Origin of the sequence: Streptomyces venezuelae ATCC 10712, assembly GCF_008639165.1 — a bacterium.
Taxonomy (GTDB): Bacteria; Actinomycetota; Actinomycetes; order Streptomycetales; family Streptomycetaceae; genus Streptomyces; species Streptomyces venezuelae.
In genome coordinates, this window is the sequence record NZ_CP029197.1 from 3780321 (window position 1) to 3806085 (window position 25765).

Annotated in this window: 28 protein-coding genes; 9 read left to right on the forward strand and 19 right to left on the reverse strand. The window is 73.0% G+C overall.

Translation table 11 applies throughout. The features are described 5' to 3' along the window. Nucleotides 1-111 precede the first annotated feature (111 nt). The 4 genes from DEJ43_RS17260 to DEJ43_RS17275 all read left to right on the forward strand — a co-directional run bounded on the left by DEJ43_RS17260 (nt 112) and on the right by DEJ43_RS17275 (nt 3453). A complete protein-coding gene (locus DEJ43_RS17260; RefSeq protein WP_015034666.1) occupies nt 112-1623 on the forward strand; it encodes a DEAD/DEAH box helicase in 1512 nt (503 codons plus the stop codon). Nucleotides 1624-1669: 46 nt separating this feature from the next. Next, complete coding sequence (locus DEJ43_RS38130; protein WP_015034667.1) at nt 1670-2077, forward strand: CBS domain-containing protein; 408 nt, start codon at nt 1670-1672, stop codon at nt 2075-2077. A 49-nt stretch (nt 2078-2126) separates the two neighbouring features. Next, complete coding sequence (locus DEJ43_RS17270; RefSeq protein ID WP_015034668.1) at nt 2127-2423, forward strand: SCO5918 family protein; 297 nt, start codon at nt 2127-2129, stop codon at nt 2421-2423. Nucleotides 2424-3114: 691 nt separating this feature from the next. Further along, nucleotides 3115-3453 carry a MerR family transcriptional regulator gene (locus tag DEJ43_RS17275; protein WP_015034669.1) on the forward strand — a complete coding sequence of 113 codons (339 nt, stop codon included), beginning with the start codon at nt 3115-3117 and terminating at the stop codon, nt 3451-3453. Between the two features lie 170 nt (nt 3454-3623). On the opposite strand, the gene DEJ43_RS17280 is transcribed toward DEJ43_RS17275, so the two are convergent. From DEJ43_RS17280 to DEJ43_RS17300, 5 genes are all read right to left on the reverse strand, one after another. Then, the gene (locus tag DEJ43_RS17280) at nt 3624-4841 is read right to left on the reverse strand and encodes a M23 family metallopeptidase (protein ID WP_234106312.1); all 1218 of its coding nucleotides are present in this window, start codon (nt 4839-4841) and stop codon (nt 3624-3626) included. A gap of 222 nt (nt 4842-5063) precedes the next feature. Next, nucleotides 5064-5723: a response regulator transcription factor gene (locus tag DEJ43_RS17285; RefSeq protein ID WP_015034671.1), complete on the reverse strand. Its 660-nt coding sequence runs from the start codon at nt 5721-5723 to the stop codon at nt 5064-5066. Further along, the gene (locus DEJ43_RS17290) at nt 5720-6823 is read right to left on the reverse strand and encodes a sensor histidine kinase (protein ID WP_015034672.1); all 1104 of its coding nucleotides are present in this window, start codon (nt 6821-6823) and stop codon (nt 5720-5722) included. Before DEJ43_RS17290 ends, DEJ43_RS17285 begins: the two co-directional genes overlap by 4 nt. Further along, nucleotides 6820-7455, reverse strand: a complete 636-nt coding sequence (locus DEJ43_RS17295; protein ID WP_015034673.1) for a DUF998 domain-containing protein — start codon at nt 7453-7455, stop codon at nt 6820-6822. Before DEJ43_RS17295 ends, DEJ43_RS17290 begins: the two co-directional genes overlap by 4 nt. Before the next feature lie 127 nt (nt 7456-7582). Continuing rightward, nucleotides 7583-8236 (reverse strand): TetR/AcrR family transcriptional regulator, encoded by a 654-nt coding sequence (locus DEJ43_RS17300; RefSeq protein WP_015034674.1) that lies wholly within the window; start codon nt 8234-8236, stop codon nt 7583-7585. Nucleotides 8237-8349: 113 nt separating this feature from the next. Here DEJ43_RS17300 and DEJ43_RS17305 point away from each other — a divergent pair, with 113 nt between their 5' ends. Next, nucleotides 8350-8748 (forward strand): VOC family protein, encoded by a 399-nt coding sequence (locus tag DEJ43_RS17305; protein ID WP_041662586.1) that lies wholly within the window; start codon nt 8350-8352, stop codon nt 8746-8748. Between the two features lie 30 nt (nt 8749-8778). On the opposite strand, the gene DEJ43_RS17310 is transcribed toward DEJ43_RS17305, so the two are convergent. Both DEJ43_RS17310 and DEJ43_RS17315 read right to left on the reverse strand, forming a co-directional pair. After that, the gene (locus DEJ43_RS17310) at nt 8779-9660 is read right to left on the reverse strand and encodes a sigma-70 family RNA polymerase sigma factor (protein ID WP_015034676.1); all 882 of its coding nucleotides are present in this window, start codon (nt 9658-9660) and stop codon (nt 8779-8781) included. After that, nucleotides 9657-10079 carry a VOC family protein gene (locus tag DEJ43_RS17315; RefSeq protein ID WP_015034677.1) on the reverse strand — a complete coding sequence of 141 codons (423 nt, stop codon included), beginning with the start codon at nt 10077-10079 and terminating at the stop codon, nt 9657-9659. The genes DEJ43_RS17310 and DEJ43_RS17315 overlap by 4 nt, the downstream gene beginning before the upstream one ends. A 111-nt stretch (nt 10080-10190) precedes the next feature. On the opposite strand from DEJ43_RS17315, the gene DEJ43_RS17320 reads away from it, so the two are divergent. Beyond that, a complete protein-coding gene (locus DEJ43_RS17320) occupies nt 10191-10751 on the forward strand; it encodes a GNAT family N-acetyltransferase (RefSeq protein WP_041662588.1) in 561 nt (186 codons plus the stop codon). A 97-nt stretch (nt 10752-10848) separates the two neighbouring features. Here DEJ43_RS17320 and DEJ43_RS17325 read toward each other — a convergent pair whose 3' ends face one another. Together DEJ43_RS17325 and DEJ43_RS17330 are read right to left on the reverse strand one after the other, a co-directional pair. Then, the gene (locus DEJ43_RS17325; RefSeq protein ID WP_233447959.1) at nt 10849-11580 is read right to left on the reverse strand and encodes a GNAT family N-acetyltransferase; all 732 of its coding nucleotides are present in this window, start codon (nt 11578-11580) and stop codon (nt 10849-10851) included. A 137-nt stretch (nt 11581-11717) separates the two neighbouring features. After that, complete coding sequence (locus tag DEJ43_RS17330; RefSeq protein ID WP_015034680.1) at nt 11718-11942, reverse strand: DUF6243 family protein; 225 nt, start codon at nt 11940-11942, stop codon at nt 11718-11720. Between the two features lie 66 nt (nt 11943-12008). On the opposite strand from DEJ43_RS17330, the gene DEJ43_RS17335 reads away from it, so the two are divergent. After that, complete coding sequence (locus DEJ43_RS17335) at nt 12009-12953, forward strand: RNA polymerase sigma-70 factor (protein ID WP_041662590.1); 945 nt, start codon at nt 12009-12011, stop codon at nt 12951-12953. A 114-nt stretch (nt 12954-13067) separates the two neighbouring features. Then, the gene (locus DEJ43_RS17340; protein ID WP_015034682.1) at nt 13068-14270 is read left to right on the forward strand and encodes an NAD(P)/FAD-dependent oxidoreductase; all 1203 of its coding nucleotides are present in this window, start codon (nt 13068-13070) and stop codon (nt 14268-14270) included. Between the two features lie 147 nt (nt 14271-14417). On the opposite strand, the gene DEJ43_RS17345 is transcribed toward DEJ43_RS17340, so the two are convergent. Beyond that, on the reverse strand, nt 14418-15395 hold the full coding sequence (locus tag DEJ43_RS17345) for a helix-turn-helix transcriptional regulator (protein ID WP_015034683.1): 978 nt from the start codon (nt 15393-15395) through the stop codon (nt 14418-14420). Nucleotides 15396-15626: 231 nt separating this feature from the next. On the opposite strand from DEJ43_RS17345, the gene DEJ43_RS17350 reads away from it, so the two are divergent. After that, on the forward strand, nt 15627-16406 hold the full coding sequence (locus tag DEJ43_RS17350) for an NIPSNAP family protein (protein WP_079179227.1): 780 nt from the start codon (nt 15627-15629) through the stop codon (nt 16404-16406). Between the two features lie 9 nt (nt 16407-16415). On the opposite strand, the gene DEJ43_RS17355 is transcribed toward DEJ43_RS17350, so the two are convergent. The 9 genes from DEJ43_RS17355 to DEJ43_RS17400 all read right to left on the reverse strand — a co-directional run bounded on the left by DEJ43_RS17355 (nt 16416) and on the right by DEJ43_RS17400 (nt 25752). Further along, nucleotides 16416-17426, reverse strand: coding sequence for a helix-turn-helix transcriptional regulator (locus DEJ43_RS17355; protein ID WP_015034685.1), 1011 nt, complete (start codon nt 17424-17426; stop codon nt 16416-16418). 205 nt (nt 17427-17631) lie between these two features. Further along, complete coding sequence (locus DEJ43_RS17360; RefSeq protein ID WP_015034686.1) at nt 17632-18111, reverse strand: SAM-dependent methyltransferase; 480 nt, start codon at nt 18109-18111, stop codon at nt 17632-17634. Nucleotides 18112-18123: 12 nt separating this feature from the next. Beyond that, nucleotides 18124-19500 (reverse strand): ATP-grasp domain-containing protein, encoded by a 1377-nt coding sequence (locus tag DEJ43_RS17365; RefSeq protein WP_015034687.1) that lies wholly within the window; start codon nt 19498-19500, stop codon nt 18124-18126. Next, nucleotides 19500-20249 (reverse strand): class I SAM-dependent methyltransferase, encoded by a 750-nt coding sequence (locus DEJ43_RS17370; protein WP_015034688.1) that lies wholly within the window; start codon nt 20247-20249, stop codon nt 19500-19502. Before DEJ43_RS17370 ends, DEJ43_RS17365 begins: the two co-directional genes overlap by 1 nt. A 153-nt stretch (nt 20250-20402) precedes the next feature. Beyond that, nucleotides 20403-21473, reverse strand: a complete 1071-nt coding sequence (locus DEJ43_RS37495; RefSeq protein ID WP_071891373.1) for an OsmC family protein — start codon at nt 21471-21473, stop codon at nt 20403-20405. Next, nucleotides 21467-22588, reverse strand: a complete 1122-nt coding sequence (locus tag DEJ43_RS17385; RefSeq protein WP_051025894.1) for a PLP-dependent transferase — start codon at nt 22586-22588, stop codon at nt 21467-21469. Before DEJ43_RS17385 ends, DEJ43_RS37495 begins: the two co-directional genes overlap by 7 nt. A gap of 2 nt (nt 22589-22590) precedes the next feature. Next, nucleotides 22591-24060: a radical SAM protein gene (locus DEJ43_RS17390; RefSeq protein WP_015034691.1), complete on the reverse strand. Its 1470-nt coding sequence runs from the start codon at nt 24058-24060 to the stop codon at nt 22591-22593. Nucleotides 24061-24121: 61 nt separating this feature from the next. Beyond that, nucleotides 24122-24622: an SAM-dependent methyltransferase gene (locus DEJ43_RS17395; protein WP_015034692.1), complete on the reverse strand. Its 501-nt coding sequence runs from the start codon at nt 24620-24622 to the stop codon at nt 24122-24124. After that, nucleotides 24619-25752 (reverse strand): thioesterase domain-containing protein, encoded by a 1134-nt coding sequence (locus DEJ43_RS17400; RefSeq protein WP_041662596.1) that lies wholly within the window; start codon nt 25750-25752, stop codon nt 24619-24621. Before DEJ43_RS17400 ends, DEJ43_RS17395 begins: the two co-directional genes overlap by 4 nt. Between the last annotated feature and the right edge of the window lie 13 nt (nt 25753-25765).

Here is a 25765-nt window from a genome sequence, read left to right on the forward strand (position 1 = left end):
CCCGAGCCTGGCTGCTTGCTTTCGTATTTCATTCGGCCCGTGCCTGTGATTCCCAGCGCTGTTCATCCGCTGCCGGGTCCTCGATACGCGCCGTATCAAGGAAGGTTCTGCATGAACCCCACACGCACGAACGGCCGCTCCTCCCGCACCCGCCGCACCGGCGGCCACTCATACGGCTCCTCCGCCGGAACGGGCCGGGGCGGCCGGTCCGGTTCGTCCGCCGCCGGCCGATCGGGCGGTCCGAGCCGGTCGGGCGGATACGGCAGGCGTCCCGCCGCCGTACAGGGGGAGTTCGCCCCGCCGAAGACGATCACCCCGGCGCTGCCCGCCGTCGAGTCCTTCGCCGACCTGGCCCTCGACCGGCGCATCCTGGCCACGCTCACCGCGGAAGGCGTGTCCGTCCCCTTCCCCATCCAGGGCGCGACCCTGCCGAACTCCCTGGCCGGCCGCGACGTCCTGGGCCGCGGCCGGACCGGCTCCGGCAAGACCCTCGCCTTCGGCCTCGCCCTGCTGGCCCGCACCGCCGGACAGCTCGCCGAACCCCGTCAGCCGCTGGCGCTGGTCCTCGTACCCACCAGGGAACTCGCCCAGCAGGTCACCGACGCGCTCACGCCCTACGCCCGCGCCGTGAAGCTGCGCCTGGCCACCGTCGTCGGCGGCATGCCGATCGGCCGGCAGGCGAACGCCCTGCGCAACGGCGTCGAAGTCGTCGTGGCCACCCCCGGCCGCCTCAAGGACCTCATCGACCGCGGTGACTGCCGGCTGAACCAGGTCGCGATCACCGTCCTCGACGAGGCCGACCAGATGGCCGACATGGGCTTCATGCCCCAGGTCACCGCCCTCCTGAACCAGGTCCGCCCCGAGGGCCAGCGCATGCTGTTCTCCGCGACCCTCGACCGCAACGTCGACCTCCTGGTCCGCCGCTACCTCACCGACCCCGTCGTCCACTCCGTCGACCCCTCACAGGGCGCGGTCACCACGATGGAGCACCACGTCCTGCACGTGCACGGCGCCGACAAGCAGCGGCTGACGACCGAGATCGCGGCGCGCGACGGCCGGGTGATCATGTTCCTGGACACCAAGCACGCCGTGGACCGCCTCACCGAGGACCTCCTCCGCTGCGGTGTCCGGGCCGCCGCCCTGCACGGCGGGAAGTCGCAGCCGCAGCGCACCCGCACCCTCGCCCGGTTCAAGACCGGGCACGTCACCGTCCTGGTCGCCACGAACGTCGCCGCGCGCGGCATCCACGTCGACAACCTCGACCTCGTCGTCAACGTGGACCCGCCGACCGACCACAAGGACTACCTCCACCGCGGCGGCCGGACCGCCCGGGCCGGCGAGTCCGGCAGCGTCGTCACCCTGGTCACCGCCAACCAGCGCCGCGACATGACGCGCCTCATGGCCGCCGCCGGCATCGTGCCCGAGACCACCCAGGTCCGCTCCGGCGAGGAGGCGCTGCGCCGGATCACGGGCGCCCAGACCCCTTCCGGCATCCCCGTGACGATCACCGCGCCGCCGGCCGAGCAGCGCCAACGCGGCCCGGCCTCCCGCGGTCGACGCGGGCCCGCCCCGGCGGCGAGGCGCGCCGCCGGACGGCGTTCCGCCGGCGACGTGGCGGCTTGAGCCGTACGTCATCCGGAAGCCGACCCATCTCCGCAGGAGGCACGTTGTGACGCTGGTCCAGATGCAGCCCCGCCCGACGCATGGCGCCCCCGCGCCCGTCCCCGCGCACCCGGCGGTGGCCGACGCCATGGCCACCGCCGGGCCGCTGGTCTGCGACGACATGACCGTGGAGGTGGCCTTGGCCGTCATGGCCGGGGCCCACACCACGCACCTGCTCGTCTGCGACAGCGATGACCAGTGCACCGGCCTGGTCACCCGGGCCCAGCTCACCGCCGTCCGGGAAAGCCCCACCTACACGGACCGGCTCCAGCTGCGCGACCTCTCCGGCGCCGGCGGGCCGCTCACCTCGGCCACCGAACGGGACGACACTCCGGGCGCCCTCGCTCCCGTCCTCGATCCCGTCCTCGATCCCGCCGGCGCTCCCGCTCCCGCCCTCGTCCTCGTCCTCGCGTGAACCGCCTCACCACGGCGGAATCATCCCCTCCCTCTCCCTGTGAGGCATCGTGCGCTGTGTCATCGCCCGCTTCCCCTTCGACCTCACCAAGAGCGGCGTCCTGGACTCCATGAAGGGCGTCAAGCCCGAGGAGATCGTCGGCGCGTCCGTGATCATCGGCCGCCGCAGCTACCCCGCCAAGCAGGTCGGCGAGGTCATCACCCGCCAGGACCGTCGCGACTTCAGCGCGGCTGAAGTCCTCCGCGCCATGACCAAACTCGGCTTCACCTGCCGCGGCCTCCCCCAGGACACCATGCCCACCCGCGCCGCCGACCCGTTCCAGCACGCCTCCGCGATGCTCGGCTGACGCACCCGAACAACCAAGAGGGCCCGACCGGCACCCGCCGGTCGGGCCCTCTCGCGTATCGGCGGGCGGTTTCCTACGGGCGCCACGTCAGTGATCCTGTCCGCCCGGCACGCGAAAATCTATGTCGGCTGGAGTAGACATTGGGTCGTGGCACGGCTATGTTTTTTCACGTAGCCCAGAGAGACAACAGGGCCCGGCAGAGACGAACTGCCGGGCAAGCAGTACCAGCAGTACAGGAAGTCGCAGTTCGCAGAACGGTGCGGCGGTGGAGTTTCGAAGCCAGGGATGTTGCAGGACGGCGACGGGACTGACGGCCGGACCGGGCGGCCCGCAGTGATCAGGGGCCGCCGCAGCGGGACCGCGGTCATGGCAGATGCGGTACCCGTGAGTGCAGTACGCAGTACGCAGTACCCGTAGTAAGTAGTTGAACACCGAGGAAGAACGGAGGAACCGCGCCATCAGGATCGCCCGGGCGTGCGTCTTGAGCCCGGGTACCGCAGGACATCGATAGTGAGGTGGTCTCCGGTCAAGCAACCGCGATCCCCGCAGCCCCGGCATCAGTCAGGTCGGGTACGCGGACACAGAACGCCGGCGCAGTATCAGGGCCGGCAGGTGGTGTAGTAGTTCCTTCGGGGCCCTGGTGCCAGTACGGCACCAGGGTCCCTCGACGCGTTTCCCCAGAGAGGTGCAAATGACAGCAGATGACTCGTACGGCCGTCTCGACGACGACGACTACCCCGCCTACACGATGGGCCGGGCCGCCGAGATGCTCGGCACCACCCAGGGCTTCCTCCGCGCCATCGGCGAGGCCCGCCTGATCACCCCGCTGCGCTCGGAGGGCGGCCACCGCCGCTACTCCCGCTACCAGTTGCGCATCGCCGCACGCGCCCGCGAACTCGTCGACCAGGGCACGCCGATCGAGGCCGCCTGCCGCATCATCGTCCTCGAGGACCAGCTCGAAGAGGCCCAGCGCATCAACGCCGAATACCGCCGCGCCGCCACGACCGACGCGCCTCCAGAGTCGGCCTGAGGTGAGTACGCCCGGCCCGGGGGCCCGCCCGAGCGGGGGTGCGGGAACACACCTCCCCGCCCCACTCCCGAGCCCGGAGCCGTGAGCCGATTACCTATCTCTGAGGTCCGGTCGGAGGGCGGCCCTGGTCGGGGACCAGGGCCTTCGCCGTCGTCCCGACCGTTATGCCGTCAGAACTCCAGCACCTCGCGGTCGAGCGGATAGCGGGCGTGGTGGGGGCCGTCGTACGGCGAGGGCGTGATCGGGAGGACGCCGGTCGGCTGGGTGCCCAGGTTGTCGTCCCAGAGGCGGGGTTCGACCTGTCCGAGCACACGGAACTTCCGGAAGGTGAACGGCGGGCTGTCGGTCGGGAAGAACTCGGCCGTGGTCATCACCTGGAAGTGCAGGTGCGGCGTGGTCGAGTTGCCGCTGTTGCCGATCAGTCCGAGAACCCGGCCGGGTTCGACGTGATCGCCTTCCCTGACCCTGAGCGAGCCGGGCTTCAGGTGGGCGTAGAGCAGATAACGGCCCGGCGCGACCTCCACGGTCACGTGGTTGCCGACGGTCTCCTCGATCGGCGGCACCGGCGGCGTGATGGGCGGCGTGTTGTCCGGGATCCCGTCCTGGACCTCCACCACCCTGCCGCCGGCCGCCGCCACGACCGGCTGCCGGTAGCTCAGGTAGCTGGTGAGCCGCGCGGGGTCGCCTTCCCAGGTCTGCCCCTGCTCGCCGACCTTGTACCAGTCGATCGCGAAGCGCTGCGGCACGTCGAAGCGGCCGTTGATCGGGCCGAGGCCGCGCCGGTGGTGGGTGTTGCCGCAGCACGACTCGCTGGAGTACCAGGTGCCGGGGCGGACCGGCGCGTCCAGGTTCAGCGGCGCGGTGCGGCCGGTCGGGGTGATCTGGACCGTCTCCTCGAACGGGGACGAGCCGGAGGCGGTGACGACGGCGCCCGAGAGGTGGTGTTCGAGGACCTTGGGCACGCGCTGACCGCGGTCGAGGGCCAGGTCGAGCCAGATCACCCACTGCTGGGAACCCGGGATCACGGTCGGCGTCGGCCCCGGGGGCGCCGGGGTGTACGCGTCCGCACCCGGCAGCGGATCACCCACCGGATTGGCGGCATCGGCCAGCGCCTGGCCACTCAGCGAGCCCACCACCCGGTGTGTACGGGCGTCCCGGACCTCGACCCGGTCGAGGCGCACCTTCGTGCTGCTGGACAGGGCGTTCGTGGTGAGCAGTTCGTACGAGAGGTGCGTCCTGCCGTCCGTGGCGTGGAACGGCGTCGGTTCGGTCATCACCGCCGCCGTCAACGGCGTGAACTGGGGGCCGGGTGCCGGACCGGCCCCGTCGGTCCCGTATCCGGGGACCGTGGCAGCCGTCAGCATGCCGGCCGCGAGCACGGCGGTCACGAGCCCGCGACGTAGCGGGCTCCGGCCGGTGCGGTTGCGAGGGTCGCGCTCTGCCATGGTGCTCTTCCAGTCGTCGGGTCCGGGGCCGCGAAGGGCACCGTCACGCCCCGCGCCGAGGCGCAGGCCCATGTGTAACCCGGCGACGCGCCGACCCGGGCCGATGGCACCGGCGCCGGGTCCGGACTCCACCCGTCCAGCCCCGCCCGTCCAGCCCCATCGGCCTCATCGGCCGTCGGTGCGCGAGGGGCTGACGAGACCGTGCTCGTAGGCGGTGATGACCAGTTGCACGCGGTCACGCAGGCCCAGCTTGGTGATGGCCCGGGAGATGTGGGTCTTCGCGGTCAACGGGCTGATCACCAGTGCCGCGGCGATCTCGTCGTTGGACCGTCCCTCCGCCACCAGCCTGACCACCTCGTTCTCACGCGCCGTCAGCGCGTGCAGTGCGGCAGCCGGCCGGGGGCGGTGCGCGAAGCGTTCGATGACGCGGCGGGTGACGCCCGGTGACAGCAGGGAGTCACCCGCCGCCACGATCTCCACCGCCCGGCGGAGCTCGGCCGGTTCGACCTCCTTGGTGAGGAAACCGCTCGCGCCTGCCCGTAGCGCCTCGAAGACGTGCTCGTCGGTGTCGAACGTGGTCAGGATGATCACCCTGGTCGCCGGCCGCTCCGCCAGGACGCGGCGGGTGGCCTCGATGCCGTCCATGCCCGGCATCCTGATGTCCATCAGCACGACGTCCGGTTCCAGCAGAGCGGCCTGGCGTACCGCCTCCTCCCCCGAGGCGGCCTCGCCGACGACGGTCAGGGTCTTCGCCCGGCCGAGCAGGCTACGGAACCCCGCCCGGACGAGCGCCTGGTCGTCGGCGAGCAGCACACGGATGGTCATGGCGCCAAGCCTGTCAGATGGTCCGCCAGCGGCAGGACGGCCCGGACCGCGAAGCCGCCACCGGTGTCGACGTGCAGCGTTCCCCCGAGGGCCGTGACGCGCTCCCGCATCCCGGTCAGGCCGTGCCCCTCCGTGAAACCCGCCGCCGAGCGCCCGTCGTCGGTGACCGTCACCACCAGGGCTTGCGGCCCGGCCTGCACCTGGATGGTGAGACGCCCGGCGTCGGAGTGGCGCAGGGTGTTGACCACCGCCTCCTGGACGACCCGATAGGCGGTGAGCGCCTGGGCCGCCGGAAGGGCTTCGACGTCGCCCTCCGTGTCGTAACGCACGTCCAACCCGGCGGCCTCCGCCTGCGCGACCAGGTCGGCGACGGACTCCAAGCCGTGCTGCGGTACGTCCCGGAGCTCACCCACGAACGTCTTCAGGTCGGTCATGGCCCGGCTGCGCACGGCGATCGCGGTGCGCAGGGCGGCGCGCGCCTCCTCGGGCGAATCGTCCAGCGCCTCGACGGCGACGTTCAGGTGGACCCCGACGACGGCCAGGGTGTGGGCGACCACGTCGTGGACCTCCCGGGAGATGGTCAGGCGCTGCTCGACCAGCCGGGTCTGTTCCAGTTGCAGGAGACGGGCCCGGTGCTCGGCCCGCCAACGGCCGTACTGACGCCAGGAACTCGCCGCGGCCGTCACCAGGGCCAGCCAGAGCAGTTCGACGCCGCCCCGGGCGAGAGTCTCGGAAGCGTCCAGTCCCTGAACGGCCAGGCCGCCCGCCAGAGCGAGGGCGGCGACGGCGGAGGCCAGGCCCGGGCGGGTGAGCGCGGCGGTGAACAGGGCGACGGACAGGGGCCACACGCCGCCGCCCTCGAACAGGCCGGCGCTCTGGTAGCCGACGAGCACCGCCGCGGACAGGACGAGCACCGGCACGGGCCGACTGCGGCGGACCAACAGCAGACCGCCCAGGATCACCCCCAGGGCGAACGTGCCGTGCCACGACAGCGGCGCGCCCACCGCGGCGGGGCCCGCGGCGATACCCACGGCCGTCAGCAGCGCCAGGGCCGGGTCCACCAGCCGGGCGTGCCGCCCGCTCTGCGGACGGGGGCTCACTTGACGAGGTCCGACGTCATGCGGGCCATCGTGCCCGACGCCGGAGGCGGGGACTTCGCCGCGGTGGCGGCCAGAGCCAGCCAGGCCAGGTTCAGGGCGATGACGATACGTTCGGCCAGTCCCAGGGGCGCGGTGTGGGTGAGCACCGCCCTGTCCACGAACGCCACGGCGAACAGCACGAACGCCACCGACGAGGCCCACGCGAGCACGGTCAGCCCCCGCGCCTTCGAGACCCACGCCGACGCGCGCCGCCCGACGACGGTCAGCCGGACGATCGCGATCGCCAGCGCGAGGAATCCCGTCCAGGCCGCGACTCCGTGCACGCCGTCGGAGAGCGAGGGACGGCTCCAGTTGCCCGGTGGGTCCGCCGGAAAGACGGCGGCGACGAGAACGCATCCCGCCCACACGTGCAGCAGCCACCCGCCCCACCCGCTGCCGACGGCCCGGACGGCCACAGCCGCCGACCCCGCCGCGACCGCCAGCAGGCCGACGGTCACCAGCCAGCCGTGCGGCAGGTTGACGTATCTGCTGACCGTCTCGGCCAACGGGTCGTATCCCCTGTGGACCGCGTCGGATATCGCGAAGGCAAGGACGGCGACGGCGAAGCAGGCGAGAGAGAATGTCTTGGTCATGGGACCGGACAGTAGGTCTGTCCTCCCCTCGGGGGCATCGTCCCGGACGCGTCATCCGAGTCTGCGTCAGCGGAGTACTCGACTACTCCGATCGATGTACGACGGAGCGGCGTACGACAGACCGACGTCACGCCGTGGCGTAGGCGGCGAGTGCGGGTTCCAGCAGGCTGAAGGCGTTGTCCGCCTCCGTGATGACGGTGGCGGAGATCCGGGCGTTGTCCTGGCCGGCGAGGGTGAGTTCCTGGATGCGCCGGAAGAGCGTGCGGTGCACCGCGCCGAGCAGGGCCGCGGCGATGCGGGGGGTGAGGTCGCCGGGGGGTGCGCCGGTGGCGTCCGCCAAGGCGTCGGCCAGGGCGGCTTCCCGGCGGTCGTGCAGGTCGCGCAGCCGGGCGGAGAGGGTGGGGCTCTCGACGATCATGCGGGCGAACTCGGGGCCGGAGAAGCCGGCGACCGGGTCGGCGTCCGTGGCCGCGGCGGCGAAGGCACGGCGGAGGGCCGAGAGGGCCGACTCGCCGGCCTGACGGCTGGTCACCGCGTCGGCCAGGGAGGCCGCGAAGGCGTCCTGGTGGTCCAGAGCCAGGTCTTCCTTGTGCGGGAAGTAGTTGGTGACCGTCTTCTTCGCCACCCGCGCGGCGGCGGCGATCTCGGCGACGGTGGTCCGCTCGAACCCCTGGGCGAGGAACAGGCCGGTGGCGACGTCGGAGATGAGCTGCCGGGTCTCCTGCTTCTTGGATTCGCGCAGGCCGGGAGGGGGTGGGGGCACGGCTCCATCAGTAGTCATGGCGCAATCTTACACTCGTAGCATTTTTATGTTGACAGCCTCAGTACGCCCGCAGTAATTTTACGTCCGTCGCAAGTTTCCCACGGAGCGAAGAACCACTGAGGAGAATGTCCTTGCAGATCACCGCGTCCACCGTCTCGCTCACCGTCGACGACCTCGCCGCCTCCCAGCGGTTCTTCACCACCCACCTCGGCTACACCGAGCAGGCCGCCGCCGAGGGCTTCGCCTCCCTGTCGCGCGACGACGCCGCCGTCGACATCGTCCTGCTCGCCCGCGGCACCGAGGTACTGCCCGCCGACCAGCGCGACCGGCGCGCCTCCGGCCTGATCATCGCCTTCACCGCCACGGGCATCGAGGACGAGGAGCAGCGGCTGCGCGCCGAGGGCGTCGAGATCACCATGCCGCTGCGCGAAGAGCCCTGGGGCGAACGCCTCTTCCAGGTCACCGACCCCAACGGGGTGATCGTCCAGTTCGTCGAATGGGTCACCCCGCCCGCCCCGGTGGACGCCTGAGGCCCCGCCGCCGTCAGGCCGGGGCCGCCGTCAGGCCGGGCCCGGGGCCGACAGCTGGAGCGTGGCGAGTTTCGGCGGGTCGGTGACGATGTGGATGGCTGTGATACGGCCTTCGGCGACGGTGAAGGCGATGGCGGAGAGGGGGGTTCCGTCAGGGCGCCAGGTCAGGTGGCCGGGGGCGCCGTCGAGTAGGACGGGACGGTGGCGGGCGGCCTCGCCGGAGAACATGCGGGCGCCTGCGGCGACCTTGGTGGCGCCGAGGGTGACGACCGCCCCGGCCGGGGTGTCGACGGTCAGCTTCACGTCCGGGTCGAGGACACGCAACAGCGCCTCGAAGTCGCCGTCGACGGCGGCCGCGCGGAAGGCGTCGACGACCTGTCGGTGTTCGCGGCCTGGGCCCGCCGGCCGGTCCGCGCCCCGGACCTTCCGGCGGGCGCGGGAGGCGATCATCTTGGTGGCGTCGGTGGACTTCCCCAGGATCCGGCCGATGTCCGCGAAGGGGACCGCGAACATGTCGTGCAGGACGAACGCCAGGCGTTCGCCCGGGGTGAGCGAGTCGAGTACGACGAGCAGGGCGAGGCCGACCGCGTCGGCCCGCACCGCCTGCTCGTCGGGCGCGGGGTCGTCGGCGGGTGTCACCACGAGGTCGGCGGACTGTTGGCCGTAGGCGGCCTCGGGGTGGGCCGTACGGGATCTCAGGAGGTCGAGGCAGATCCGGCCGACCACGGTGGTCAGCCAGCCGGCCAGGTTGCCGATGGTCGCCTCGTCCTGGCGGGCGAGGCGCAGCCAGGCCTCCTGGACGGCGTCCTCGGCGTCGGCGTGCGAGCCCAGGACGCGGTACGCGACGGCGCGCAGCCGATCACGCTGGGCTTCGAACGCCTCGGAGACGAGGCCGGACGGGGCGGTGGTCACGGCTCGCGCCGCTCGCGGAGCGAGATCCGGTTGCCGTCCGGGTCCACGGCCTCGGCGCGGACACCGAAGGGGTAGTCCACGGGTTCGGTCTCCTCGAAGGTGACGCCGCGCCCGCGCATGAGCGCGAAGTCCTTCCGCAGGTCATCGGATTCGAGGATCAGCGGGCCGGGCGCGCCCGCAACGCCCGGCTGTCCCGTGGCCGCCGCGTGCGGCCACAGGATGATCTGCACCGGGCTGTCGGGCGGCCCGACGGTGAGGAACCGCCCGTCGGGCCCGGGGAAGTCGAGCCGCTTCTCCAGGCCGAGTCCGTCGGTGTAGAACCGCAGCGCGCGGTCCTGATCGGTGACGTAGATCGTCACGTACATGATGTCGGTCAGCATCCGGGTCTCGATTCTCTCGGGGGCGTCGACCGTTCGCATCGCGGTCGTCGCACCTATGACGGATGCCGGCGCGAGAAGGTGACAGGGCCCCTCGGGTGCGGCGGGGATGGACGCCTGACGCCCCGCCGGGCGTGCGATAGGTTCCCGGCCATGACCGAACCCGGAACCTTCGCCTGGCCGGCCGCACCGATATCGACCGAACGGCTCGTGCTCCGCGCGTCCGAGGCGCGGGACCGCGCCGCGTTCGTCGAGCTGTTCGCTTCGCCGGAGGTGGGCGCCTACATCGGTGGCGCCCGGCCGCGCGACGAGCTCGAGCGTGCGGTGCCCGAAGTGCCCGGCCGGCGCCCCGGCTGTTTCGTGGTCGAACACGATGGAGCGATGATCGGCATGATCACGCTCGACCCCCGTGACGCCGAACGCCGGGGACACGTCCGCCCCGAGGCCGGGGAGGCCGAGCTCGGCTACCTGTTCCTGCCGGCGGCGTGGGGACGCGGCTATGCCTTCGAGGCGTGCGTGGCCGCACTCGACTGGTTCTCCGGCGCCCGCCCCGGCGAACCCGTGGTGCTCTCCACTCGGAGTGCCAACGACCGCGCGATGCGCCTCGCGGCGAAGCTGGGCTTCACCGAGGTCGAGCGGTTCGAGGAGTACGGCGCCGAGCAGTGGTTCGGCGTGCGCCCCGCGGCCCCGGCGGACGCCCCGGCGGCCGGGTGAGACGTTGCATCTGGCGGGCCCGCGGTTCTCCGCGACCCGAAGGCCGAACGCAGCCCCAGGTCCGTGACCTGGGGCTGCTTCGGTGTCAGGGGCGTGATCAGGGGGTGGAGGACCACCAGGTCGAGGGGGCGGCGACGGTGTAGCCCAGGGATTCGTAGAGGGGCCTGCCCAGTTTCGAGGCGGTGAGGGTGACGGGGAAGGCCGTGAGGTGGGCCAAGGCGCCGAGCATGACGGCCCTGCCCACGCCGCGCGAGCGGAAGGCCGACGACGTGGCGACCCAGTAGTGGCTGCCGACGCCGTCGTCCACGACGCTGACGCAGGCCCCCGCGGCCGCGCCGTCGTGCAGGGCGACGAACACGTCCACGCCCGGCTGCTCGATGAAGGACATCGGGAACAGCTCGCCGGGCCGGTACGGGGCGAAGCCGGTCAGGTCGAAGCCCTCGATCACGATCCGCTCGGCGGTCCGGAGGTCCTCGGGGGCCGTCACCCGGATCACCTCCAGGGCCGGTTCGGCGACGGGGCCGGGGGCGCGCAGCATGACCGGCATCTGCCAGTTGCGCATCGACAGGTGGCTCAGGTCGGTCGCGCCGAACGGGTCCTCGGCCGTCACGGCGCCCGCGGCCCGGCGCACCACCTCGCCCAGCTCCGCCACTTCCGCCGGGTCGAGGTGGGCCTCCTGGATCAGGATCCGCGTGCCGGCCCGCTCGTCGCCCTCGACCGCGACGAATCCGCGGCGCCGGACGATCTCGTGCCCGCGGCTTCGGCCCGTCGCGATCCACAGGGCGGCGGAGTTACGGGCCTGCCGCAGCGGGGCCTCGGCCAGGGACACGGTCGCGGGACGGTCCGCAGAAGGTGATCTTGTTGTCATTGCGCCTACGGTAGTGCGCTGTTGGCCTCCCGCTCAGGCTGTTTTCTCCCACGAGCCGGACGGTCGCGGGCGAGTTCGGGGCCGGGGCCGGGGTCGGGTCAGTCCTGGGTGGCGTCGGGCCGGTTCTGGGCGGTGTCGGGGTCCGCCGACTGCCCGGCGGCCTTCTCGCGCATCTTGCGCACCAGCTCGGCCTTCTGGTCGGCGGCGCTCTGGCGGTCGCGGTTGCGGTGCGGCCCGTTGTCCTGCCGTTCGGCGCGGGACTGCCGCTTGCGCGGGCCCCCGCCCTGGCCGACGGGGTTGTTGATGTTCTTGCTGTCGGGCATGAGTGCTCCCGGTGGAGACGTGCGGTGACGGTGACCCAGGGACGGTACCCCCCTAGGATCACAGGCATGGCGTTGATCGCGAGTGACGTGGACCGGTTCGAGACCGCCAGGCCCCGGCTGGAGGCCATCGCCTACCGGCTGCTCGGCTCGGTGAGCGAGGCGGAGGACGCCGTGCAGGAAACGTTCCTGCGCTGGCACGCCGCCGACACCGGGCGGATCGACGTGCCCGAGGCCTGGCTGACGAAGGTCCTCACCAACCTCTGCCTCAACCAGCTGACCTCGGCCCGCGCCCGGCGGGAGACCTACGTGGGCCGGTGGCTTCCCGAGCCGCTGCTCGCCGGGGACCCGATGCTCGGCCCCGCCGACACCGCCGAGCAGCGCGACTCCGTCTCGTACGCCGTCCTCGTCCTCCTGGAGCGGCTGGCGCCGGCCGAGCGGGCGGTGTACGTGCTCCGCGAGGCCTTCGCGTACCCGCACCGGGAGATCGCCGCCATCCTGGACATCACCGAGGCCGCCTGCCAGCAGACCTACCACCGCGCCAAGAAGCACATCGCGGACGGCAGGGCCCGTACCGAGATCGACGAGGCCGCCGCCCGGAGGATCGTCGAGGAGTTCCTGGCCGCCGCGACCAGCGGCCGTACCGAACCCCTCGTCCAGCTGCTCACCCAGGACGCGGTCTCCGTCGGCGACGGCGGCGGGAAGATCCCGGCCCGTACGAAGGCGTTCGAGGGCGCGCTCGCGGTCGCCACCTTCCTGCGCGGCCTGTTCAAGCCCGCCAAGTCCAAGCGGGCCCTGGTCGGCGGAGTGCCCGAGATCTACGCCACGACCGCCAACGGCGGGCCCGCCGTCGTGGCGGTCGTGGACGGCCGGATCGTCGGCATCACCTGCCTGGAGGTCACCGCGGACGGCATCGCCGCGGTCCGCAGCCAGGTCAACCCCGACAAGCTCGTCCGCGCGACCGAGCGGTGGGCCGCCGAGGAGCACCCGGAGGGGCCGCTCTACACCCTCTGAGTGGAGTGTGACGCGGGTCACACTTCTTTCCTGTCAGGAAACGGCGGGCTGCCCGGTTCAAGCAGCGAAACCGCGCCGGACACCGGCGGCCCCCGTCCAGACAGGAGCACGGACATGCAGCACCGCATCGTCGTCCTCGGAGCCGGCTACACCGGAGCCGTCGCAGCCGGCCGCCTCGCCAAGCGGCTGCACCGCGAGGACGTCACCATCACCCTCGTCAACGCCGAGCCCGACTTCGTCGAGCGGGTCCGCCTGCACCAGCTCGCGGCCGGCCAGGAGCTGAAGCCCCGGCCGTTCAGCGAGATGTTCGCGGGCACGGGCGTGGAACTGAAGCTCGCCCGGGTCACCGCCGTGGACGTCGACCGGAAGACGGTGACCGTCTCCGCCGCGCACGGCCACGCGCCGGAGGAGCTGGCGTACGACACCCTGGTCTACGCCCTCGGCAGCGGCTGGAACGACGGGGGCGTCCCCGGCGCCGCCGAGCACGCCCACGAGCTCTCCAGCCGGCCCGGCGCCCTCCGGCTCCGCGACCGGCTGGCCGCCCTGTCCGCCGGCCGGCCGGTGGTCGTGGTGGGCGGCGGCCTGACCGGAGTGGAGGCCGCGACCGAGATCGCCGAGGCCCGTCCCGACCTCGACGTCGCCCTGGCCACCCACGGTGTCCTCGGCGACTGGCTGTCGGAGAAGGGCCGCGCCCACCTGCGGAAGGTGGTGACCAGGCTCGGCATCACCGTCCACGAGCACGCCGCGGTCGGCTCCGTGGAGGCGGACCGCGTGACGACCCGCGACGGGCGGACCGTCCCCGCCGACGTCACCGTCTGGACCACCGGCTTCGCCGTCCACCCGATCGCCCGGGCCACCGCCCTGGAGGTCACCGACCGCGGCCAGATCGTGGTCGACGGCACGATGCGGTCGGTCTCCCACCCGGACGTGTACGCCGTGGGCGACGCGGCGATGGCGCTCGGCCCCCAGGACAAGCCGCTGCGGATGTCCTGCGCGTCGGGCGTCCCCATGGCCTGGCAGGCCGCCGACGCCATCGCCGCGCGGCTCGCCGGCGTCGACGTGCCCCGCGTCGCCATCCGCTACTTCCAGCAGTGCGTCTCGCTCGGCCGCGGCGAGGGCCTGATCCAGTTCGTCACCGCCGACGACCGGGCCGTCGACCGCGCCCTGACCGGCCGCATGGCGGCCCTGTACAAGGAGCTGATCTGCAAGGGCGCGGCCTGGGGAGTCGCCAACCCGACGATGGGCATGCCGTCCCGGCGCCGCCGGGTCGTACGGCAGGAGACCCTGAGCCCCGCGCACGCGGAAACGGCGGCCTGACCGCCGCCGCTCGGGCCCGGGGCGGTGGTGGCGGTACGCCTCGGCCGGCGGGCGCGTACGACGGCGGCCGTGGCCGTACGCCCGGGCCGGCGCGCGAGTACGACGGCGGTCCCGGCCGTACGCCTTGGCCGCCGCCCGCTCGCGGCGTCAGTCGTCGCCGTACGTCCTCGCCAGTGCGTGGACGGCGGCGGAGACGGCGCGGCGGAGTTCCGGCGGTGCCATGACCTCGACGTCGGTGCCGAGCCGTAGCAGTTCGCCGCAGGCGTGCTCGGTGCTCTCCGTCGGGATCTCGCCCTCCGTCCAGCCGTCGTCGCCCACCGGGGTCGCGGTGGCCTCGTAGGCCCGCACCACCTCGGGCGGGACGTTCGCGGCGAGCCGTTCGCGGCCCCTCGGGGAGAACCGGACGGTGGCCGTGCCCGTGTGGCGGCGGGCCTCGAACTCGGCCAGGTAGGACGACCAGTAGTCGCCGAGGGCGAAGCCCTCCGGCCGTTCGAAGCGCTCGTCCCGGACCGTCGCGTCGAGCACCTGGCTGATCCGGAAGGTCGCGGTCCGTCCCTCGACCCCGGCCACGAGGTACCAGGTGCCCGACTTGAGCACCAGGCCGTAGGGGCGCAGCCGGCGGTCCACCTCCTGCGGCTCCCGCCAGCGGCGGTACCGCACGTCGACCTCCCGCCGGCCGAACACCGCGTCCACGAACAGCGGGAGGTACGGGGCCTCCTCGGCCTCCCGGTACCAGCCGGGCGCGTCCAGGTGGAACACCGCGTCGGCGCGCGTCGCCTCCTCGCGCAGCACGGCCGGCAGCGCGGCGAGCAACTTCAGCCTCGTCGCGGCCACTTCCGCGGCAAGGCCGAGGTCGGCGGCGGGCGCGGGCAGTCCGGCGAGGAACAGCACCCGGGCCTCGCTCGCGCTCAGCCCGGTGAGGCGGGTGCGGTAGCCGTCGAGCAACTGGTAGCCGCCGGCGCGGCCGTGTTCCGCGTAGACCGGGATGCCGGCGGCGTGCAGCCGGCCGAGGTCGCGGTGGACGGTGCGTACGGAGACGCCCAGCTCTTCGGCCAGCCGTCGGGCCGACATGCGGCCACGGGTCTGGAGCAGGAGCATCAGCGACAGCAGACGGTCGGCGGACATACGGGGATTCTGCTCCGGAACACTGACAGGCGGTGGCACATATGGCGCCTAACGTCGGTCCGGGCCGCTGGAGTCACGGCCGCGCGTCGCGTCCGGGCCGCCGGAGCCACGGCCGAGCGTCGGTCCGGGCCGCTGGAGTCACGGCCGAGCCTCGCGTCCGGGCCGCCGGAGCCACGGCCGAGCGTCGCCCCCTTCCGCGTACCCGAACCGACCGCGAACCAGGAGTCCCCCGTGCCCCCGTCGCCCCGCCCCGCCGGACACCCCGCCGCCCGCCCCGCCGCCCGCCCCGCCGCCCACCTCGCCGTCATCGAACTCCGCCGGTACGTCCTGCGTCCCGGCCGTCGGGACGAGCTCGTCGAGCTGTTCGACCGGGAGTTCGTCGAGACCCAGGAGGCGGCCGGGATGACCGTCCTCGGGCAGTTCCGGGACCTCGACGACCCGGACCGGTTCGTCTGGCTGCGCGGCTTCGCCGACATGGAGACCCGGCGGGAGGCCCTGTCGGCCTTCTACGGCGGGCCGGTCTGGGCCGCGCACGGCCCCCGGGCGAACGCGACGATGCTCGACTCCGACGACGTCCTGCTGCTGCGGCCCCTCCCCGCCGGGAGCGGCTTCGCGGTGTCCCCGTCCGAACGGCCCCCGGCAGGCGCCGCGGCGCCGGACCGCTTCGTGGCCGCCGCCCTGTGGCACTTCCCGCCGGGCGACCCGGACGGTGCCGCGCTGGTCCACGACCGTCTCGTCCCCGTCCTGCGGGAGACCGGGCCCGCACCCCTCGCCGTGCTCGCCACCGAGCCGGCGGAGAACACCTTCCCCCGGCTCCCGGTCCGCACCGGGGAGAACGTCGTCGCCGTCGTCACCTCGTACCCCGACGAGAACGCCCACCGCCGCCATCTCGCCGGCGTCCTGGGCCACCCCCTCGTACGGCAGGAGATCCTGCCGAGGCTCGCACCGGCGCGGGGCGGGGCTCCCGAGCTGCTCCGGCTGACGCCCACGGCCCGCTCGCTCGTCCGCTGAGCCCCGCCGTCAGGCCAGCAGGCCCAGTTCGGTGATGCGGAGGGCCGCCTGGAAGCGGGTCTGGACGCCCAGGGTGTCGAGGAGGCCGGACACCAGGCGGCTGAGCGTGCGGGAGGAGACGCCGAGGTGGCGGGCGATCGCCTCGTCCTTCACGCCGTCGGCGAGCAGGCGGACGATGACCAGCTCCTGGCTGTCCAGGGCGGGCCGGGCCGCCGGGCCGCCCTGCTTGGGCCGGGGCGGGGGCTGGGGCGGGAGCGTCGCGTTGTGCCAGTAGTGGTCGTAGAACGCGTGCAGGGAGCTGAGCAGCGCCCGGCCGTGGACCGCGAGGGCGCCCTCGCTGCTGTCCGCCGGGTTGATGGGCAGGACGGCGAGGTCGTCGTCGAAGAGGATCATCCGGAGCGGCAGGGACTCCGCCGTACGGGCCTCGCGGCCCGGGCGCGAGGCGTCCCTGAGGTACGCGGCCACGTACGGCACCTCGGCCGTACGGCGCTGGTAGAGGACGTCGACCTCGATGTTCCGGCCTTCCATCTCCTTGTCGCGGAGCAGCATCTCGTCGATGACGCCCTCGGGCGGCGGGCCGCCGGGGTGCATCGACCTCATCCGGTTGCGCACCGCGCTGCCCGCGTCCTCCAGGAAGGAGTTCACCATCGCCGGCGTCGTGAGGGTCTCGATCTCGACCGGTTCGCGCCGCTCGTTGCGCAGGTCGGAGAAGTTCGTGGTGAGCGAGGTGATGGCGGACCTGATGCCGGCGAGACGCTTGGCGTGGGCCGCGGACTGGCGTTCCTCGTGCGAGACGAGCCGGGCGAGTGCCGCCTCGGGCTCCACCGTGGTGAATCCGCACGGTGTGGACGGGGCCGGGCGGAGCAGTCCCATGGCGAGCAGCCGGTCGCAGACCTCCTCCGCCTCGGCGGGTGAGCAGCCTGCCGCGGCGGAGACCTCTTCGAGGCCCCAGCCGGGATTCCGGTAGAGCAGTCCGTAGGCCTTGCGGTCCAGCCCGCTCCGGTCTTCACCGGCGCGCATGCAGATCCCCCCGTTCCGGCCTCCACGGGGATCACCCGTCAGCACCAGATGCGCTTGCGATCCTACGCACGGGGCGTGCGGTTCGCGAGCGTGAATCTTTGTGATCAACCTCAAAGACGGGGAGGGGCGGGGGAGGGTTGAGAAGGGGGTGGGGAGGGGGGTTCTTGTCGCCCCCCTCCCCACCCCCTGCGGGGCGGACCGGGCGTCAGTAGTACTGGCGCATGATCTCGGTCGCCCACTCCGGCTGGGTCGTCTCACCACGGGGGCCGAACTCGGACATGTAGGGCTTGATGTCCAGGACGGGGGTGCCGTCGACCGCGTCGAGGCCCTCCACATGGATGTCCCGGCCGTCGACGCGCACCAGCCGGCAGCGGGAGACGCCCAGCCGGTTGGGGCGGTTCTTGCCGCGCTGGGCGAAGATGCCGACCAGCGGCCAGTCCGTGTTGCCGCGCGGGTGCCGGGCGCCGGTCTGCACCTTGTCCTCGGGGACCCGGTCGAAGTGGTAGACGATCTCCACGTGCGAGAAGGAGTCCAGGCCCGCGATCGCCTCCGTGCCGAACCGCTCGTCGAGGCGGATCACCGCGGACACCTCCCCCCATTCGTCGTCGCGCACCTCGGCCCGTCCGCCGACCACCCGGCCGACCGGGTCCGAGACCACCTCGACCGGGGAGCTGTTCTCTGGCATGTGCTGCGCCTTTCACGGGTGGGGAGTGATCAAGGGCCACCGTACGTCGGTACGGGGGTGTGCGAAGGGGCTTCGCGGGGCTTCCGGTTCGGGCGTCCGCCAGGCGGCGTCCAGCAGTTCCCGCAGCCGGTCCAGTACTTTCCGCAGCTCGGCGTGGTCCGGGGCGGAGCCGTACACGACACCGACGGCCCCGGCCGTCCCCGCACGCCATCCGGACGGTCCGGGGATCTCCGTCAGGTCCGCCAGGTCGACCAGGTCCACGCCCGGGACCTCCATGAGGCGCTCCACGAGCGACGCCCGGTCCGGCGGCGGCGCGCCGGGCGGCGGGACCACCTTGAAGTGGAACGCCACCCCGCCAGGACCCGTACCCCGGCCGTGTCCCGGCGGGGTTTCCGGGCTGTCCACGGGGAGGCCGAGGGCGAGCCGCAGGGCCGCCGCCACCAGGTCGTACCCCAGGGAACGCTGGACGAGTTCGGCCATGTGGCCGCCCAGGCGGCCGTTGACCTCGATGACCCTGGGCCCGGCCGGGGTCAGCTTGATCTCGGTGTGGGTCACCCCGTGCCGTACGCCCAGGGCGCGCAGCGCACGCCGCTCCAGGCGCACGGCGTCCGCCGCCGCCCCGGGGGCCAGCGGGGCGGGCAGGAGGTGTCCCGTCTCCCGGAACGGCGGGGCGAGCGGGAGCTTGCCCGTCACCGCGACGGTCCGGGGTTCTCCGTCGACGACCACGGACTCCACGGAGACGTAGTCCCCCCAGCCGGGGCCGGCCTGGTCCGGATCGCCGGGGAGGTACTCCTCCAGGACGAACTCCCCGGGGTCGTCCCGGTCTTGGGCGAACTCGGCGAGCCGGGACCGGCACTCGTCCGCCGACCGGACCAGGCAGGTGTCGACGCTGCCCGCCCCGGTCCTCGGCTTGAGCACGGCGGGCAGGCCCACGCGGGCGAGCGCGGCGTCGAGACCGTCGACGTCGTCAGCGCCCCCGGTGCGCGGGACGACAGCGCACCGGGTGTCCTGGACGCCGTGCTCGGCCAGGGCCCGGCGCTGCCGGAACTTGTCCGTCAGGACGTCCACGGTCTCCCCCGTGTGGAACGGCAGACCGCAGGCCTCGGCCACCGACGCCGTGAGCCGCAGCCGCCGTTCGCTGAAGGTGACCACTCCGGCCGGGTCGAACCCGGCGGCCAGCCGGCCCACGGCTTCGGTGTCGAGGCCGGTGACGTCCGCGATCTCGGCGTGCCGTCCCACGCTCCGGAGCCCCTCCGCGACGCGCGGCCGGTCCGGCTCGCAGAGCAGCACCACCCGGCACAGTCCCCTGGCCGCCGCCAGGATCCGCATGGGCGCCGCGGAGCCCTCGTCGTGGACGACGAGCAGGACGGGCAGTGCGGGCTCGCCCATTACGCGCGGCGGGCCGTGATGTTCAGGCGGACGTAGTCCACGACCGGCTCCGGCAGCTTCGCGGCGACCGACCGGACGAAGTCCTCGTGGTCCTCCTCGGGCAGCCGGTCCAGGTGGGAGCCCAGCACCACGGTCGCGAGGTAGCTCCACAGCTGCTCGCCGGGCTCCAGCCGGGCCGGGTCGGGCAGCAGGTCGACCTCGATGTCGGTGAAGCCGGCCGCGCGGAGCCGCTCGGTGGTCTCCTCGACCCCGGCGAAGTACCAGACCTGCTCCCGCTCGCCGGTGGCGCCGAGCACCTCCTCGACGGCGGCGTTGATCCGCGCGACGTTGCCCTCGCCGCCGCACTCGGCGACGAACTGGCCGCCGGGGCGGAGGTTCCGGGCCACGTTGGCGAAGAGGGCGGGGTGGTCGGTGATCCAGTGGAACGTGGCCACGCTGCTGACCGCGTCCACCGGCCCGGCAAGGCCCAGCGGCTTCGTCAGGTCGCCGTGGATGACCTCCAGGCGGTCGAGCCGGTCGGCCAGCTTCACCCGGAGCTGGTCCAGCATGCGGGTGGAGCCGTCGACACCGATCACCCGGCCGTCGGGCACCAGGTCGAGCAGCGCCGCCGTGTCACGGCCCGTGCCGCAGCCGGCGTCCAGGACGGTCTCGTCGCCGCGCAGGTTGAGGCGGCCGAGGGTCCGCTTGCCCCACTGCTGGTGCGGCAGGGGGAGGGCGTCGTACGTCTTGGCGTCCCATTCACGGGGCACGGTGCTGCTCCTTCGCTTCGGCGGTGCTGAGAGGTGCGTGGGGGGTGTGGGGAGGTGGGGGCTGGGGTGGGGGGTGGATCCCGTGGGGGGACGAGTGGGGCGAGTGGGGCGAGTGGGGTGAGTGGGGCGAGTGGGGGGTGGGGGGGGTCGGGGTCAGGCGGCGATCGGCGTTCCGTTCAGGACCAGTTCGACGTGGATCGGGTGGGCGTCCCTGACCAGGCGCAGGGCGTGCCCCTCGGTCAGCCAGCCGCGCATGGCCGCGGCGGCGGAGCCGTCGCCCGCCGAGGGATCGGCGGGCAGCAGCTGGACGAGGATGTTGCGCAGGCCGACCTGAGCGTCCTGCGCGGAATACGGCCCGCGCAGGTCGATCCGGCCGGAGGCGTGGACCGCGTCCGCGGCCGCCGGTCCGCCGTCGCCGGCCCCGGCGGAGGCCCCGGAAGCGACCCCGGCGGCGCCGGTGGCGCCGTCGGCGTCGGCCGGGGCGGCGAACCGGAGCGCCTCCGCCGCCAGCGCGGACAGCACGTACTCCTGGGCGTTCGGCGCGAGGTCGGCGCCGAACAGCTGCTTCGGCTGGTCCGACTCGACCCGTACGCCGTCGACTTCGGCGATCACGTGCGCGCCCACCTCCCAGGCCACCTCGGCCGCACGCCGCAGCGCCCCGGTGAAGGGCGCCGGGTCGGCCGGGACCGGCCGGGCGGTGAGGTGCTCGTCCCGCGCGGTCTGCACGACGACCCGGATCTCGTTCGGCTCCTCCAGGGTGCGGTGGCCGCTGCTGCGCTCGCGCGCCGCCAGGGCCGCCCGCCGGGCCTCCTCGGGGGAGACCTCGCCCTCGATGTGGAGCGCGTACGAGAGCCTGGACCGACCGCCGTCCCCGCCGGTCTCCACGACCGGGAGCACCTTGAGGAGCGTGAGGTGGCAGCCCTCGCCGGTCAGCGAGGCGGCCACGCTGTCGGCGACGGACGCGCCGAGCGCGACGAGCAGCGACCCGACCGGGTCGAGGCAGCTGGGGGAGGCATCCGCGGCGCCCGTGCCGCGGCTCTGGTGGACGCTGAAGGACCGGGCGACCCGGGTGGACCCGAGGCGCATCGGCTCGGTGTCCACCCGGCAGCGGGCGCCGGGCTCGGGGTGCGCCTGCACCCCGATGCTCAGCTGCGCCTCCCAGGAGTCCTCCCGGATCTGCTCGGCCAGTGCCCGCCTGGCCGGCAGGTCGACTCCGTTCAGCATGACTCTCCTTCGGCCCCGGAGGCCGGGGCGGCGGACACGGCGGACGCGGCGGGCGCGAGGGCCCCGGCGTCCGGTGCGAGGGCCGCGTCCAGGGCCTGGCGCAGGCGGCGGATCAGCGGGGCGGGGTCCTCGATGCCGACCGAGACGCGCACCAGCCGCCGGGAGACTCCGGCCTCCCTGCGCAGCCGCTCGCTGAGGTGGGCGTGGGTGGTGAGCGCGGGGAGGGTCAGCGTGCTGCCCGCCGCGGTGCGCGGCCCGGCGGCGGCCAGGACGCCGTCGAGGTTCCCGGCCTCGGGCACGACCTCGAAGGAGAGCAGCGCGCCGAAGCCCTGGTGGGTCTCCAGGGCCCAGTCCGCCTCGTCGAACGTCGGCCGGTGCACGGTGTGGACGGCGGGGTGGCCGCGGAGCGCGTCCGCGACCCGTTCGGCGTTCGCCTGCCGGGCCGTCATCCGCAGTTCCAGGGTGGACAGGGACCGCTCCAGGAGGTGCGCCGCCCACGGGTCGACCTGGCCGCCGAGGAGTCCGGCCTGCTCGCGGATCGGTACGAGGTACCGGTTGACGCAGGTCACCAGGGCGGCGCTGAGGTCACCCCACTCGTCGAGGCAGGGCGAGGCGTCCTCGATGACGACGACGGCGCCGGTCTCCAGGGGCCGTAGCTGCGCGGGTGAGAGGACGGTGTTGTCCACGACCAGGAGCAGGTCGTTCATCTGCGCGTAGGTGGCCACGTCGTTGAGCTGGGACAGCTTCATCAGCGGGTCGCTGAGGGACGGCGTGTACACGACCTGGGTCTCGGGGCGGACCGCCGCGGCGACCGCGTCGACCTCGGTGCAGTCGACGAACGAGACCGTCCGCCGGGCGCCGGTGAGCTCGGTGAGGAGGACCCGGCGCAGCGGGTCGCGGGTCTGGTCGGAGGCGATCACGTGACCGCCGGGGTTGGTGAGGGCGAGCAGCGCGGCCGTGGTGGCGGCGACGACGCCGGGGAGCAGCAGCGCCGCGTCGGCGCCGTGCAGGGCGGCGAAGGCGTCCTCGGCCCGCTGGACGGGGCCGGGGGCCCCGGCGGACGGCGGGCCCGGGGCGGCCGGGGCGGCCGGGGCCCTCAGGGTGACGTCGTACATGGTCACCGCCGGCAGACCGGGGCGTCGGAGAGGCCGATGCGCTGGTGGAAGTAGTGGAAGATGATCTCCTCGTGGAGGGCTTCGCCGTCCAGGGTCGGCTTCAGGGCGGTGCCGTCGTTGACCATCTCCACGAGCCCGCGCTCCAGGAGTTCCGCGAAGGCGGACGCGAAGGGCTCCATCTCCATCAGGTCGGCGCCGAAGCGGTCCTTGTAGCGCTGGAGGTCGATCGGCTGGTTGGCCTTGAAGTTGAAGCCGAGGGCGGTGCCGATGGCTTTGTGGCCGGAGAGGCGGCGGCCGAAGTTGAGGGGCAGGCCGTCGTTCTTCTGCATGAACGAGACGTACTTGCTGATGTCGGTGATGTTGTGGGTCTGGAGGAACTCCTCCTGGTCGCCGGTCAGCCAGCCGTAGGCGCCGGGACCGTACGCGATCATGGTGTTGTAGTGCTCCCACTTGTTCTTCGACGTCTGCGGGATGTTGCCGCCGCTGTACGTGTCGGGGCGGCTCCACCAGCCGCAGGGGCTCGGGTAGTAGCCCTTCTCCAGGAGGACCTCGACGGCCTCCTGCCGCATCGCGTAGGTGGAGTCCAGGTCGGGGAAGCGGCCCTCGCTGATGAGGCGTTCGCGTACGGCCGGGTTGTTCCAGACGGCCCGGTTGCCGATGCCCATCTCCTCGCGGTCCGCGTTGCGCAGCCGGTAGATGGTGATCGTGGGGACGCCGAGGTCGGTGAGGATCGTCATGTCACGGCGGACGGACTCGGGGGTCTGGTACGGCAGTCCGAACATCATGTCGACGTTGAACGGGCAGCCGGTCGCCAGCAGGTTTTCGATGGCCTCGATGGACTGGGCCGAGGAGTGGCGGCGCTTGGTGAAGTCGTTGACCTCGTCCTGGAGCGACTGGACGCCGAGGCTGAACCGGTTGAAGCCGAGCCCCAGCGCGGTCTCCAGGTGGTGGCGCTGGAAGTTCTCGGGGTTGCCCTCGATGTTGAACTCGACGTTGTCCGACAGGTCGTAGTTCTCGCGGGCGTGGCGGACCAGCGGCTCGATGTACTCGGGGCTGTTGAGGAGCAGCGCGGCGGTGCCGCCGCCGATGTAGAAGGACTCGACGCGGGCCTGGGACAGCCAGTCGAAGCGGTCCAGGTAGCGGCGCGACTCCTCGATGAGGAGGTCGGACCACAGGCGCAGCGAGGGGTCTTCCTTGCCGCGCGGCACCAGCCGCTTCACGTAGTTGCAGAAGTGACAGATGTAGTTGCAGAGGGGGAGGTGGAAGTACAGGTGGGCCGGGTGGCCGGCGCCGGGGAACGTGCCGTACTCCCGGGCGAGTTCCTCGCTGCTGAGCTGGTCGCCCTCGTTCGAGGTGACGTTGATGTTGTACTCGTCGCGGGGGATCTGCAGCTGCGGGTTGCGGTCGAGGAGTCGGCCGAGGTTCAGTTCCAGGTCGACGGTGCCGTTGCCGCCGGTGGTGAGGCTGGACAAGGTAGGTCTCCTTGTGGGTGGGCGTCCGCGGCCGGCTTGTGGCCGGGCAGGGCGGGGACGGTCAGAAGTAGTAGGCGGACATCGCCGCCCGCAGCCAGGTGGGCTCGCGCACCGTCTCGGGCGCCGGCTGGAAGATCTGCTGGTACGGCTTCACGTCGAGGACGGGGGTGCCGTCCAGCGCGTCGAGTCCCCGTACGTGGAGGGTGAGTCCGTCGACACCGGCCAGCTCGCAGCGCGAGACGCCGAGCCGGTTGGGCCGCTCCTTGAGGCGCTGGGCGAGGATGCCGAGCGCCGGCAGGTCCCCGCGGCCGCGCGGCGGGCAGGAGCCCCGTACGGTGTCGGACTCGGGTACGAGGTGGAAGTGGAAGACCACTTCGAGGTGGGAGAACTGGTCGAGGCCGGCCACCGCGTCGGGCTCCAGCTGCTCGGGGTCGAGCTCGATGACGGCGCTGACGTCGCCCCAGTGGTCGTGCTGGGGCACGGTGCGGGGCGAGCGGACGACACCGATCGGGCGGAACTGGTACGCGGCCGGGGCCTGGGCGGTGCTGAGTTCCTGGTTCACGCGGGCGTTCCCTCCTGCACGCGGCCGGCGGCGAGCTGCTCCCTCAGGCGTCGGCCCAGCACCTCGACCTGCCCGGGCTCGATCATCGTGAAGTGGTTGCCCGGCACGTCGCAGACGACGGTGCGCGCGGCGACCGCGCTCCAGCCGAGGTCCTCGGGCAGCGTGCCGTCCTCCATGGAGCGGTCCGTGACCCGGAAGACGGTGACGGTGCCGTCGTACGGCTTCACCTCGTAGGCCGCGAGGGCGTCCAGGTTGAACTGGTACATGTCGATCATGCGGCGCAGCCGGTCCGCGTCGAAGTCGGCCGGCATCGTCCCGGCGGCGACGGCCCGCTCGACGAGCACCGCCGCCCGCTCCTCGGGCGGCAGGCCGCGGAGCCAGTCGATGTCCAGTTCCAGCTTGAGTCCGCGCCACAGCAGGGCTCGCAGGGCGAAGTCGGGGTCGCCCGAGGGCGAGACGGTGATCCGGGTGTCGAGCAGTCCGACGAGCCCGACGCGCTCTCCGCGCGCCGTGAGCCTGCGGGCGGTCTCGTAGGCGAGCAGGCCGCCCATGGAGTAGCCGATCAGGTTCCACTCGGCGCCCTCGGGATGGACGGTGCGGAGCTGCTCGATGAAGGCGTCGGCGATCTCCTCGATCGAGCCGAGCGGGGTCTCGCCGGGCTGCAGCCCGACCGACTGCACGGCCCAGAACGGCTGGTCGGTGCCCATGGCCCGGGCCACGGGCGGGTAGAGCAGGACCGTGCCGGAGACCGGCGGAAGGGCGTAGACGGGGCTGTCGCCGGTGCCCGCCTGGATGCGGACCAGCTGGCCACGGGACTCCGTGGATCCCCGGCGGATGATCTCGGCGAGCTCCGCGACGGTGGCGGCGGAGAGCAGGTCCGCGGCGGAGAGGTCGACCTGGAAGAGTCGCCGCACCTCCACGGTGAGCCGGATGGCGAGCAGGGAGTGGCCGCCGAGGGAGAAGAAGTCGTCGTGGATGCCGACGTCCGTCCGGCCGAGCAACTTGCGCCATACGTCGCAGAGTTGGAGCTCCACACCGTCGCGGCCGACGCCCGGGGGCGGTGTGGTGGCGGGTGTCGTGGTGGTGGCTGTCGGGGTGGTGGCTGTCGTGGTGGCTTCCTGGTGGAGCATGAGTTCCCCCATC